The 12856-nt window shown below is 37.9% G+C and carries 16 protein-coding genes and 1 pseudogene; 16 read left to right on the top strand and 1 reads right to left on the bottom strand.

Annotated elements, in window-relative coordinates:
- The first annotated feature begins 374 nt into the window (after window positions 1-374).
- From BLT91_RS16685 to BLT91_RS16650, 10 genes are all read left to right on the top strand, one after another.
- Window positions 375-1193 (top strand): hypothetical protein, encoded by an 819-nt coding sequence (locus BLT91_RS16685; RefSeq protein ID WP_141225008.1) that lies wholly within the window; start codon window positions 375-377, stop codon window positions 1191-1193.
- A 361-nt stretch (window positions 1194-1554) separates the two neighbouring features.
- A complete protein-coding gene (locus BLT91_RS16680; RefSeq protein WP_090822908.1) occupies window positions 1555-2355 on the top strand; it encodes a hypothetical protein in 801 nt (266 codons plus the stop codon).
- A 15-nt stretch (window positions 2356-2370) separates the two neighbouring features.
- Window positions 2371-2535 (top strand): hypothetical protein, encoded by a 165-nt coding sequence (locus tag BLT91_RS31690; protein ID WP_175532348.1) that lies wholly within the window; start codon window positions 2371-2373, stop codon window positions 2533-2535.
- Between the two features lie 94 nt (window positions 2536-2629).
- The gene (locus BLT91_RS31685; RefSeq protein WP_175532347.1) at window positions 2630-2773 is read left to right on the top strand and encodes a hypothetical protein; all 144 of its coding nucleotides are present in this window, start codon (window positions 2630-2632) and stop codon (window positions 2771-2773) included.
- A gap of 34 nt (window positions 2774-2807) precedes the next feature.
- Entirely contained in the window at window positions 2808-3200 is a 393-nt protein-coding gene (locus BLT91_RS16675; protein WP_175532346.1) for a helix-turn-helix domain-containing protein, read from the top strand.
- 35 nt (window positions 3201-3235) lie between these two features.
- The gene (locus BLT91_RS16670; protein WP_090822904.1) at window positions 3236-3712 is read left to right on the top strand and encodes a hypothetical protein; all 477 of its coding nucleotides are present in this window, start codon (window positions 3236-3238) and stop codon (window positions 3710-3712) included.
- Between the two features lie 65 nt (window positions 3713-3777).
- The gene (locus tag BLT91_RS16665) at window positions 3778-4356 is read left to right on the top strand and encodes a hypothetical protein (RefSeq protein WP_090822902.1); all 579 of its coding nucleotides are present in this window, start codon (window positions 3778-3780) and stop codon (window positions 4354-4356) included.
- Window positions 4357-4658: 302 nt separating this feature from the next.
- Window positions 4659-5582, top strand: a complete 924-nt coding sequence (locus BLT91_RS16660; RefSeq protein WP_090822900.1) for a nuclease-related domain-containing protein — start codon at window positions 4659-4661, stop codon at window positions 5580-5582.
- Between the two features lie 350 nt (window positions 5583-5932).
- On the top strand, window positions 5933-6316 hold the full coding sequence (locus tag BLT91_RS16655) for a DUF4160 domain-containing protein (protein ID WP_175532344.1): 384 nt from the start codon (window positions 5933-5935) through the stop codon (window positions 6314-6316).
- 57 nt (window positions 6317-6373) lie between these two features.
- Window positions 6374-6583, top strand: coding sequence for a hypothetical protein (locus BLT91_RS16650; protein ID WP_175532343.1), 210 nt, complete (start codon window positions 6374-6376; stop codon window positions 6581-6583).
- A 260-nt stretch (window positions 6584-6843) separates the two neighbouring features.
- Here the strand turns inward: BLT91_RS16650 and BLT91_RS32905 are convergent.
- Window positions 6844-7178: pseudogene (locus tag BLT91_RS32905) on the bottom strand (cation-transporting P-type ATPase); the annotation flags it as partial.
- 97 nt (window positions 7179-7275) lie between these two features.
- On the opposite strand from BLT91_RS32905, the gene BLT91_RS16645 reads away from it, so the two are divergent.
- From BLT91_RS16645 to BLT91_RS16625, 6 genes are all read left to right on the top strand, one after another.
- On the top strand, window positions 7276-8166 hold the full coding sequence (locus BLT91_RS16645) for a stalk domain-containing protein (protein WP_090822894.1): 891 nt from the start codon (window positions 7276-7278) through the stop codon (window positions 8164-8166).
- Window positions 8167-8249: 83 nt separating this feature from the next.
- The gene (locus tag BLT91_RS16640; protein ID WP_090822893.1) at window positions 8250-8783 is read left to right on the top strand and encodes a hypothetical protein; all 534 of its coding nucleotides are present in this window, start codon (window positions 8250-8252) and stop codon (window positions 8781-8783) included.
- Window positions 8784-9510: 727 nt separating this feature from the next.
- Window positions 9511-11283, top strand: coding sequence for a DUF4365 domain-containing protein (locus BLT91_RS16635; RefSeq protein WP_175532342.1), 1773 nt, complete (start codon window positions 9511-9513; stop codon window positions 11281-11283).
- An 81-nt stretch (window positions 11284-11364) separates the two neighbouring features.
- Entirely contained in the window at window positions 11365-12180 is an 816-nt protein-coding gene (locus BLT91_RS16630; protein WP_090822889.1) for a hypothetical protein, read from the top strand.
- Between the two features lie 119 nt (window positions 12181-12299).
- Window positions 12300-12449, top strand: a complete 150-nt coding sequence (locus BLT91_RS31680) for a hypothetical protein (protein WP_175532341.1) — start codon at window positions 12300-12302, stop codon at window positions 12447-12449.
- A gap of 69 nt (window positions 12450-12518) precedes the next feature.
- On the top strand, window positions 12519-12856 hold a 338-nt coding region (locus tag BLT91_RS16625), incomplete at its 3' end, for a hypothetical protein (RefSeq protein ID WP_141225006.1).

The raw sequence follows: 12856 nt of genomic DNA, 5'->3' as shown, positions 1-12856 counted from the left end.
AATTCTGAATATGAAAAAGCAACAGACCAGCAATCGAATCAATTCGAACTCTTTAAAACACTTATAAACCATCTGGATCAAAGTGGTGCATCCAAGGCAGACGGAACATAAAGTTCTTGTCAGAAGTAGTCGACAACAGAACAACAACACATTTTTCATGTCGAGTGTCAAGAATATAGACCGATAAACAATTGCAGAAACTACGGTTTTTTTATTTTATCGGAACAAATTCTTGTCATTAACCGATGACAAGAATTTGTTCCGATTGCCGAATGAGGCCAAAAATATGTACCGATTACCTAGTCAGAGAAAGAAATTGGGGATTAACAAGTAACATGCTGTTTTATAAAGAATTGAGTAAACGAGATCGTTTCATGAAATGGTACATTCCGAGAAATTACCAAGACATGCCACCTAGGAGCTTGCTTAATCTATACGATCATGAATTTCTTGATGAAGGGATCTATTATTACGTTATACTGAACGCCATGTTGAAGTTGAAGGAATTTGAAATGGCAGGAGAGTTTATTCAGGATCCTCCCGAGATTGTAGATTTAAAAGATCAAACTTATCTTTATTACTCGGGTCTATTGAAAATTGCTTTGGGGTTTCAAAAAGATGGATTGGCATTGTTAAAGAATGCCATAGAAGCAAACCCAAATTCTCGGCTGGTATCCCAAGTAGCAGCAGTAATGCATGCTTATAATTTCAATCTTAGTGCCAAACAGAAACAACTGCTGATAACTATGTATCAGATCGGTGTCAAGAATTTAACAATCGAGAAGTTATCTGAATGTACGAATATTCGCGGGACGGAGATAAAAAAGTGCATTCACCTCTTCATTAAGATGGAAATACTCAGTGAAGCTGAGTATGGATACGAAATACATTCAGCGGTTGCATCTGCAATAAAATCAGATCTGGAAAAAGATAACACTGTGAGCCAAAGAAAAACTAAAAGAACAAAAAAAGAGGAAAAAAACAAAGGTGAAGGCTTCCAGATACGAATCGTTTTGAAATCTGGTAAAGAAGGGGTAGGCCATGTTTCAACTTATCCTGACTTGCAATCGCTAGTCAACTTTTTCGAGAAAAAACGGTTAGAAGGCGACGAGTTACTCGTTTTCGATGATTTTGCTTTTCGAGTGTCGGAAGTAGCGTGGATTGAGTCGATTGAAAGTAAAATTGTTTCTTAGTTTTACGAACGGAAGAAATATTATGAATGAGGTCGCTTGGTGCTCCGATCCATCAAGTTTATATAAGTCTATTAGTGGACATGCTTATCATAAGGAGTGATTAGCATGTTCGGAAAAAAAAGAAAGAGTAAGTCATATCTTAGCGTTACTGATAGAAAGGTAATTCGCAGCTCCAATGGCCGTGAAATGGTCGAAATAGACTTAAAAGTAAATAAACCAATCCCCTCAGCTTCACATGGTACAATCCGACTACGGGGGAAGCAGTGATCAAATGGCCCCTGTAACTTAGGGGCTATTATTATTGCCTGCCAGAACATTCCTTAGTATAGTAAAGATGTACGGAGGAGGAACGCAAAACAAGATGATGAGAAAATTGGGACGAGCCCTGATCGGAACTATACCCGGCAGAATACTTATCGGCGCTCTTATTATTATGGGGCCGGCTTTTGTTGAAGAGCTATTCGCTCTTAACGATCTTCTGACCAAGCCGTTTAAACTTTTGGTTGAATGGAAAGCAGAGGGTACGCTTGCAGGGCGAGCCAAATTCGTTGTGCTTCTCATTCTTTATGCGTCACCACTAGCTTTCATTTCTGCCCTCTTGTATAAAAAAGAGAAAACGGAATCAGAAGCACCAAATGAGGAACCTTACCGCTCCCGCAATAACTATGCAAAGATGATCGCTGAGGTCAAGGAAACGGTAAACAATCGGCAGGCACCAACGGAACAAAAAGCAGATAAAATTGAGGGATTATTTCAAGCACTTATTGATGATGTTTGTAATCTTTTTCAAATCCAGCCATCTGAGGCTCGAGCAGTATTGGTCGTAAATAACCGAGGCAAGAATAAACTCACAAGTTGGAGATGGGGACGTTCTTGCTCTACTGACCAAGAAAGAATGGACCACAAGGCAATAGACAAGTTCTTAGAGACAGAGAAGACGTATCCGATATGGGAAGAAGTGAAGGAGCACTTTGACCATACAGACTCCGATACACTTTTATTCTTCAGAAATGATGGGACTCTTCGGCTGGGCTGCCTAATAGCTATTGCCAATTCGATCGATGTAGAGTCCCATATTGAAGAATGGGAGCAGATAGTCAGACCGTTCACTATGCTTGGCCATATGGACAAGCTGGTACAATTTGTCGTAAACTATAGATAAAGGAGGCGATTCGAGATGGTAAACTTGTTTAATAGAATCTTTGGCAGCAAGCAAAAGAGAAGTCGCGTCATAGTCATTCGCAAGGTCAAACATTCGAATAAGCCGGCCCTTACAAAAGCAACACACGGAACAGTAATTCTTCGAGGAAAGATTGAAGAGGACATCAAGATGGTTAAATAGGTTATTACATATTAGCCCCTTTGTTCAAATGAACTAAGGGGCTTTTTACAATCCACTAGCTGTCACTCAAACTCAAGTCAGGGGGGATAATTAAATGAAGGTCTTTGAAGTGGAGGATAACATACATGAGTATCAGATCTGGCGAGAGGAGTTACTGCCAACTCATACTGCCAAATTTCTATATGATACGTTAAGCGATTGGAAAAATAAACTAGACGTTGAGGGCTATAATTATTAAGGATGAAATAATACTTTCATAGGAGTTGTTTTTGTTGCAGGAGGTAGATGTACTACAGGAATTTGCAGATTTTATCCTTCAATTAAGAAAAGAACGAAAGTTATCTTTGAGAGATGTAGGAGAAGCTTCTGGACTTAGTTACACTTATATAGGTAACTTAGAGAGAGGTAAAGATCCAAGGACTAGAACTCCAATACGGCCTTCTACAGATACTATAAGGCGTTTATCTGAAGCCTTTAATTATCCCTATGAGCTACTATTGAAAAAAGCTGGATTCTTAGATCCGCAGGAAACTGGGAAGAATCAGTTCGAACTCTCCAATTTACATCTCCTAGACAGTAGTGTCACTTTAGACGGGATTCTCCTGAACGAAAAAGAGATAAAGGTAATTGTGGAAGTAATACGCGCTTTGAGGAAATGCGATTAAAACAATTCTTTCAATCCATCATGGGGGAAAAACTTATGGAAGATCAATATGAGAAAGATAGACTACCCCAAAGAATGCAGGATGTTCTAAAAATAATTGGGGAAAATGCGGTTTTATTTCGCTTATATGTAATGCTAACTGAATTTCCTGAATGGAGTGTTTATCAGAATTTAGAAGATAAAGGTTGCGATATTGTTTTGATCAACAGTCACAAAAATCCTCCACATAATAAAATACGAATTGAAGTAAAAACAAGACAGAGATTACATTCGACTGCCAAAAATGCAAAGAGTAATCCGCACTTCACATTGTCCGAACATGAAAACGAGTGTGATTTTTTAATCGCTTACTGGTTCGATAAAAATCAATATTATATTGTTCCGACAGAGGTTCTAAAACCAACTAAAAACAAAAGAAAAAATCTTTATAAATTCATACCTACAGTCGAAAGTACAAAATTATATCTTAATAAATGGGAATTGATCAAAGAATTAATTTCAGAGTTCCAATAGAGAATGATTTCGAAACCGTTTTGAATAAAACGATGTCTTTTATAAGGAAGTTGGGAGTTATTCAGATGCCACTATTTGTAATTAATAAAATTCCAGTAGCTTTGACATGGAAAAATGATAATCAACTCCGTGAAGAAATTTTTGGAGTTGATGGTGTTAGTAGAAGTTATATTCAAATTTATGGAAAAAAAGATAATACTTATAAATTGCAAAAGAAACTACTCAATAAAAAATGCCGCGAAAACAGAGATGATTTTATTAAGAATTATGCGATGTTTGATTTATCAGGAGAAGAAGCATCTGATAATCTGTGGGATTTAGTTTATGATTATTGCGCATATCATGGCAGCGGATATACTTCGGACGCAAGAAACTTTGTTGAGCAGCTAGGCGATGATTACATGGGTGATAATTATCTATATCCTCAAGGCAAAGTGTTCTATTTAGATCATTACGCAGCACCGTACAATTTGAGATGGAAACTACTTAGAAGGAAAAAGGGTAAGATTATAAGAACTGTGATCGATGCTAGAAATGTTGTTAGAGTTGTTGGTTCGATTGATGAATTTTCAATAATCTACAAAGATAAAATTGTCAAGTGTGGAGAGATATTTGAAGTTATTTCTAATTTAAGAAGTATTTGAAATGAATCTTTTATATGAAGTATATCTAAAGGAGAAATTTTAATGAGTGAAATCTTATACTCGCAGCGTAAATTACAACTCGCCGGTATTAATCGTTGAGGATCGCTCCCAGCAGCAAACGCTCTTTTAGTAAAAAACACATTAATCAAAGATCCATTTTAGAGATTTCAGGCACCTTCCCAGGTAATCATAGCTGTAGGCGAGGGAAGTAAGGCCGCGATCGGTGTAAATACAAATCTAGTCGGGTCGTATATATTCAACGATTGAACTCGTTTAAATTGCAAGGAAGGAGTCCACAAAAAATGATTTTTAATTTTATTCGTTATCTTATAATCCACCCTCCATTATTATTTATAATAATCATGACTATCATTATTGTATTTGCAATTGCAGTAAGGAATTATTTGAATCGAGTAAGCATGATGTCGTGGCTAAAATCTTCTATTTTTGAACTCTGTCAAAGGATAGATTTGCATAAAGATGGACTAGAGCGAAGAGGCTACTTGCATGATCATTTGACTCAAGCTCAGGACCTGAGTTGGGAATATATAATCGGAATCACTGACAAACGATCAGGTGGTTATAAAAATAAGTTGAATAAGATGGAAGCTATCCTAGATCAGTTAGAACAAACTTTAATACGATACCAGCAATTTGCTCATGACCATTATCCTCAAGAAAATGAAGAGATGAATAAAGATCAAAGAAGTTTAAATAAAGGGAAAATAGGTGAAGAAGAAACTGCTTATCATTTAAAATTTATTCGAGACGAATATGAAGTTTTCAATGGAATTTATTTATCCGGTGGTGAGGAAAGTCAGGAATTTGACCACATCGTGATAGGGAAAAACGGTATTTTTCACATTGATTCCAAGAACTACTTTGGCACTATAAGTTTTACTGAAAGAGGAACAGAACGAGACCATGGGGAGATTCATGATGATCCAATTGCTCAAATGCATCGACATGAGTACGTGTTGCGAAACTTTTTAAAATCTCATGGCTTCACGGATCTGGATGTCTTGGGCATTATATGTTTCACTCATCCTGACTCCAGAGTCGAAGGAAATTCCCCACATTTTAGAACGGTTAAGGTTGGAGCTTTAACTAGTACTATCAAATCCTATATGCCGAAGCAACATTTAACACAGGAACAAATTCAACGAATAAATGAATTGCTCAAACAAAAGGGTAAAAAGAGCAAAACCTATGATGATGCTTCTTAATTCGTATACATAAACCTTAATGAGTTGTTTATATGAGACAATCGTTAATCTATGCTTTGGTGAATCACGCAGGCATTAGGGAACTCTTTGCTCAAATCCCAAATGTTAAAGAGTTGTTCGAAACGAAGAACGATGATGGAATTGTATTTCCTTTGTAAGCAGGTAAGGCTTGTCTCCCATCCTACAAAATAGGGAATATATAAGCAGTGACATTGAAGATTACTACAATAAATTCATGGAAGTATCATTAGAACAGAGAGATGAAATCTTATCAGTTAGGTCTTTATCAAAACTTGATTAGACAAGCCTCGTCCTTTATTGGAAAATGTAGGTTGGAGGTGTGCGATTGCATGGAATTATTAGAAGTGATTGTGGATGACCTCTTCAATAGATTAAATGGAACAAAACGTCAACGTTTGAAAATTGCAAGGAAAAAGGCAAACCCTTCAATTAGTCTCATCATGAAAACTGAGTTTAGACCGACAAAGAGAGTGGTTGGAAGGGTGAAAAATATGATATTTGAAATTTATACAAATGATCATAACCCTCCACATTTTCATGTAACAGCGGATCGGTACGAGGCTAAGTTTAGGATAGAAAACCCAATATTAATTGGCGGCAAAATACCTATCCACTCACAAACAGTGATCTTGAGATGGGCGAGGGAAAATCAAGATTATCTAATACGAGTATGGCATGAATGTCGTCCAAGAATAATCGAGAAATCTAGCTAGATTATTGAGAGCACTCACGCAGTGCTTTTTTTATTGCCCATCGAAAGGATGAGGTTGATGACATCCAAACCGAAACGCGAGAAGAAGAAGCCTAAGCAGCTCCGTGCAGCAGAGAAGGCGCACGGTGCTGGGATCTATGGCGAGGGATACAAGCATGGGTATCGGATGGGCAAGGAAAGCTTCTTTCAGTTATGGCGGAGGTATCAAAGTAATGGGTTAGGTACAGAGGAAATCTTGAGCAGGATACAAGAAGAGTTGAGAGGATGATGAATGGTGGACACGATCGAGCAGCATGGTTAATAGGTAATGTCGGAACTGTTTGCTTGTGTATTTTGTTAATTGCAGGGACTATTAAAATTTTAGCTTTATTATGGTGATGTTATGACCCTCCTATAATCGCCTGTACGCCATTTTAAAGTTTCTACTCTCATAGACTTAGTGGTAAAGAACGGGGGCCGCGCCGTTCTTTTTTGCTCCTTTGACGTCGGAGAAGAAGTATGCAAGGCAAGGACATTCCTCAATCCCATGTTCTCGACGGTCTTGATGACTCGAACCTCAGCAATCCTTCCTCATTGAGCGGGCCTGCAAATACTTCGTCAATGGCGGTTTTCATTACAGGCACTAACCCACCTGTAATGGCCGCCTGGTTGATGGTCGAGGAGCTTAGAGGATAGGATCACGCCGTCCATTGTGCTCTTTTACCCAGGTCTTACGATCAACCCATCGCCGACATTAATGTCATGCACACTGACAGTGGCTCCACCGGTCCGCGGCGGATGAGCGCTTCATTTGGGGAATTATCTATGAGCGAGCGGATGGACTGCCGCACTATGTTCATGGAGTAACGCTCTAACGCCTCGCTGAAGAAAGATCAAGCGGGATTCTCAGTTTTAATTCCAATTGAGTAATACTTGGGATGATGCTATATTAGAAAATATGATAAGAAGGAATTTTCCAGTATGAATTATCGGATAATTACCGCAGCATTATCTCTCATTTTACTAGTAACATTAATAGTTCCAGGCAATGCTTTTGCGGCTATTGATGTTTATGTTGATGATAGCCACATTACTTTTAATGAAGACCCAATCAATGAAGAAGGTACAACTTTAGTTCAATTCAGACCAATTTTTGAGAAGCTCGGTTTGAATATTAAATGGGATTCGGATCGGCAAGAAGTTACAGGGACTAAAAAAAATCTAGAAATAAAATTGACGATTGGCAACAAGTCTGCTTCAGTAAACGGAGTTAGTCGTGATCTAGAAAAAGCGCCTAAAATTATTAATGGTAACACATTTATCCCGTTACGATTTGTGACAGAAATAAGTGGAGGAAGTGTAATATGGGATGGAAAGCGAAGAAACATCAGCATTTACGTAGATAAAAAGGCTACTATCCATGATGCTGCTTCTGCTGATGATGTAACAGTATTGCAACAATTAATAAGTAGTGGTCTTGATGTTAATGAAGTAAATAGTAGCGGAGGTACACCACTAATAAGTGCAGCACTTGGTAATTCCTTAAGCTCTGCTAAAATATTACTAAGCAACGGCGCCAAAGTGAATGTTCAGGACGGTGGTAAATGGGGATGGACTCCATTGTCATTAGCCGCTTCTCATCATAACAAAGAAATGGTTGAGCTTTTCCTGAATGCTGGTGCTGATCCTAACTTAAAAGATAAAACAGGTGGAACCCCTTTGATGGAAGCATCTAGTGATGTAAACGCTGGCTCAACTGGTCATCCTGAATTAGTTAAGTTACTTTTAAATGCTGGAGCTAAACCTAACGTTGCCGATGAAAATGGCTGGACAGTTTACTATTTGCAGCAGGACGTGGATTTACAGAAGTAGTTAAAATACTCATTGATAATGGTGCTGATCCCAACTTCAAAACAGTTTCAACTTTATCAGCAGTTGATGAAGCAAAGGCAGATTTGAAAAGATTGCTAGATAGTCCTGTAGCACCACATACCGATAAACCTGTGACGACACCTACAAGACCTCAACTCGAAATTAATGGTACTGGTAAATTAAAGGGAACAGTAACTTGGCAATATAATAATTTCATTGGAACAAAACCGGATGTTGGGGCCCAGATCTATTTAATCCCTACAGACTTCGATAGTGATAGTATCACAGAGAGCGAAGCTAAGTTGTTTACATTGATCGGTTCAATACCAGAAAACACGAAGTTAAATTATGTGAAAGCGAATGGTTACGGAAATTATGAATTAAACTCGGTACCCGCAGGTAGCTACTATGTTGTTATTGTGTCAGAAAAAACTAGAAGAAATCTAAACGAAAATCTATCTGAATATGTCACTAGTGTTTTGAAACCACTAATGAAAGATTGGGATAATTTCTCGACATTTAGATTGAAATCTAATAAGCATGAATTGAAGAGAATTGAAATTAAAACTAATGAAACTCTCGATGTCAGTTATGATTTTGGAAACACATATTTTTAAATGTACTTAACTTATTCTTGCTCAATTAGCAGTGGAAGACTTGGACTTTCTTCTGATCCCATGAACTACTCCTTTTTTTAAAAGAAAAATAAAGCATATTCTGAGTTTCAAGGAGACATGTTTATGAGAATTGATACTACTAAGTAGATGTCCAATGTTACAAATTAACATACATTTAATGACGTTAAACTTCGTTGTATCCCGCTTCTACGCAGTATGAAAGCAGCAAAGAAGTGACTGTGATTAAGGATCTTCTGAAGCTTTATGGCTGCCTACGGCATCCAGCTTCCCTACGGTCAGCGCCATAAACCTAACCTGCATCTTTACACGTATAGGCCTAGACGAAATAGGAAGGGGTTTGTCATGGTATCGGGTGACCGGTAGGTGAGCAAAACTTTCATTAAAAGAAGCAAATCAAATTGATCGATTTTTAAATTCATCACAATCCACTCCCATCGCTTTTGGGTGGAGAGTATGGTCAATGTTGCATTTGCCGTTACTCTCGATAATTTAAAAAACTTTTTGCTAAGAGCAGATAAATAGGGAAGAGTAGGAGGCTATAATTTAAAGAGCGGGGGAGATCCTGCTCTTTTTTTGTTCACGTTGTTATTAAATGAAGTCCAATGAGGTAATTATGATATCGATCACCCCTTTGAAGATGTGCTGAAGATTTTGTACAATGAAAATGTTGGAAAAATTATCCCATTAGAAAAGGAAGATGGCAAACATGACGCTGTCCAATTCACAAATAGAGCGCATAGCTGTAGGTGCAATCACAGCTGCGGCACATCAACCAGGCTCGTACTTGAATGCAGATATTCCTGTCGGTGATAAGGGAATATCCTTTGACGGATCCATATCTGTATTTCTGGATGGATCGGAGAAAAAGGAATCGTTGGTAGGAATCGTTCCGGTACAAGTAAAAGGTACTTTGGTGGACCAATTCCACGAAGGAACTCGGACGTTTCCGTTGGAAATGGCCCATTACAGAAATTATCTAAACAGCGACGGCGCCTTGCTGCTCGTCGTTGAAGTTAAGATGACAGGTGAGACTAAAATATTTTATAAATCACTCTTAGGGATGGAACTCACTCGAATCATTGAGAAGTACGGTCACCAACAGACCAAATCCGTAGAATTACGTCCACTTGAGGAGACGAATCTTTATTCAATTTGTCGAAAGTTTCTAACAGAGAAAGAGTATCAACCCAAAGTCCTTGTAAAGAACAATCTGTTCCCTGCGGACTCTTTCCAAGCATATACGTTCTCTAGTTTAACGTATAATCCTCATCATTTAAGGACGAGCTCAGTCTTTGAGCACGACTTTACCATCTATGGTATGGCGAATGACACTCGAATACCTCTAGATATTGGTAGAATCCAGTCCTTAGGAACGTCAGGTGTAATAAGGTTCACTGTTAACGGGCATTCATATGATCTTCATACGAAAATATCCGTTGAAGAAGATAAAACAATCCTCGTTCTTGAAGAAGTGTTCTCTATTACAATCGAACAGAGCAAGAAGATGTTTCATTTCCGTTTTTTAGGCTTTCATTCTCTAGCCGCACAATTACAAGTCATTCCTTTCCTCCTTGATATGTTTGCTGGCCATCCCGTGCAGTTTTCAGGCGGTTTATTTGAAATTACTCAAGGCAAACAATTACAAACTGAGCTCCAAAATGTAAAGCAACTTCATCAAGAAATTGAAGAAGCATCGAATCTTTTTAAACATTTAGGGATTCAAGAACATACAGTTTTTAATGAAGCAGAGGATACTGATGATCTCGGTTTGATTTTACACTTATTGTCAGAATCGATTAAACAGAAAAAATTAGTAGGAATCAACATTGAGAATCCAGAAAGTGCCAAACTTATTAACGTGGAACTAGGGGATAAGTCGGTTCTCGTATTTTATAATCCAAAAGGGGATGTGCTAATAACTAACGGCTATGCAGAGGATATGCTTCAGTTACGCACTGATATCCACCCTGATTCTGGAGATAAAGGTTTCCCGCATAGCGTCTATTCCATACTTAGTGAGGATACATTGGCGCAATCGGTAAATCTAAACCCGGAAATATTAAAGAGGTCGTTCGATCATTTTGATCCTTATGAAACTGAAGCTGCCTCTAACTGGACTAATCATTTTTGTCTCAAATGTATAAACGCTTTTGACTTAAGCGGAAATGCTGATCTGCTCGATGTGGCCGATCATTTGTATCAGAGAGCTCAATCTTCGAATCCGCCCGATCCGGTAAAAATCATTAACAGACTTCAAATAAAAAAACGCTTAAATGGTAGCCTTGCGGAGGAGGATATTGAAATTCTCTTCCAGTTAAAACTGGAGGGGACTAAACAGGATAATATGGAACTTTTATTTTGCGCTAACGTCCTACTGGAGAACAAAATGGAGGCGAATGTAGCGTTTAAGCAGTTTGATCGAGAAAAGAAGGAGTTATACGAAGACCTTCCCATATATAAATTGTATAAGGATCTGTAATCGAAGACTCACGCTCACGGCTCAAATTTAACGCGTGTTATATGAATGGGTAACAGTATTTGAAAGGATGAGTGAGTGATAATGTCTGATAGAATGTATTATTCGGAGCGCATTGGAATTGAAAAAGAAAAATTAAGCCTTAAAGAGCTGAGCACAGTATTTGTTGTCATTGTGAATGAATTGACTAAAAAAGATTATTTTAAGGAGTTCTTCGGGTACGAAGATAACTTCGGGCGAACAGTTGAAGGTAGCATGGGGAATACTTTTGAGAATTATTCATTAGCTGTTTTAGGACGGCGTATCTCTGATCCATTTTACAATTTGAAGCCTAATTATACCGAAGTTGATTTGTTTGACGCAATTGAGTTGCTTCATGATAATGTGACTCTAAAAACAATTGTGGATGAATTTGGACTTGGACCTGCATTTGCTGAATTTAATATTACAGAATCGCAATCTGTATATAGAAGCAAAATTAACAAACATCTCGCCCGGTATGGTAGTGGTTGGGAATTGCTTGAGGACGGTACAATACGCGAACTAGTGCAGGAAGAGTTTCGAGGTTTAGTTGATAGTCCAATTCAGTACGGTGAAGAGGAAAACGTCGATAAGAGAATTAGACGAGCCGCTAAAAGTTTCTTGAAATATGGGGCATCGGAATTAGATAAGAAGGCGGCTCTAATTGAGATCGGTGGAGCTCTTGAATATATTCGAACGGAGTTAGAGGAGTTCAACAAAAAAGCAACTTCCGATATCTTTAATCTGCTGAACAATTATGATCTTAGACACAATAATAAATTGAAGCACGCTGATTATGATGTAGGAATTTACTATCCTTGGATGTTTTACACCTTTCTATCTACGTATAATGCTTTTGTGATGATGAAGAAAAAATAATGGTGTTTTTATAGTTTTGCATCATGATAATAAACTAAAAAAAGAATGAAAAAGCTTCTCTAAACAACAAAATGAATAGGTGGTGTAGGTAAACCTGATTGAGTAGGGAGGTTTGAAAGGTGGGTGCTGTGCTTGAGAAGTGCCGACATCACCGCGAGAAAGAACGCCAATCCAATATCCGTCACTTCAAACCGACTTTCACGAACACTAAATTCGTGAAAGAGCCTTTCTTCATTTTCGTTTATTTTATAATTCCTTTAAATGGTTGAATACAAAGAAGGATTTTCCAAATTAATTGTCGAATCTTGTAAAAAATAAAACTAAAGGATGATTTTGAGATGAGAAAAACAATAATGTCCAAAGTCTCGTTAAGTGTGTTCGCATTCATTTTTTCGCTTTTATTTATGCAATCGACTGTTTTTGCCGATCCTGTGGGTCACATTCAATTAGAAATCAAAGACATGGGATATTTAAACAACGAATTGCTGGTATTAGGTAGCTTAAATAATACTGGAAACGCTACAGTTAATGGGGAAAGCTCGTTTACGGTGCAAATATACGACAAAAACAATATGACGATCGCTACAGGGACTTATGATCTATCCTACCTCGTATTAACGCCTGGAGATTCCAAAATTTCCAGGTTCAAGTTTCCAAACGTTACCGTTGGAGATAT

It is taken from the genome of Paenibacillus sp. yr247 (genome assembly GCF_900103825.1).
Classification (GTDB): domain Bacteria; phylum Bacillota; class Bacilli; order Paenibacillales; family NBRC-103111; genus Paenibacillus_E.
This window is presented reverse-complemented; position numbering and strand designations above follow the sequence as displayed.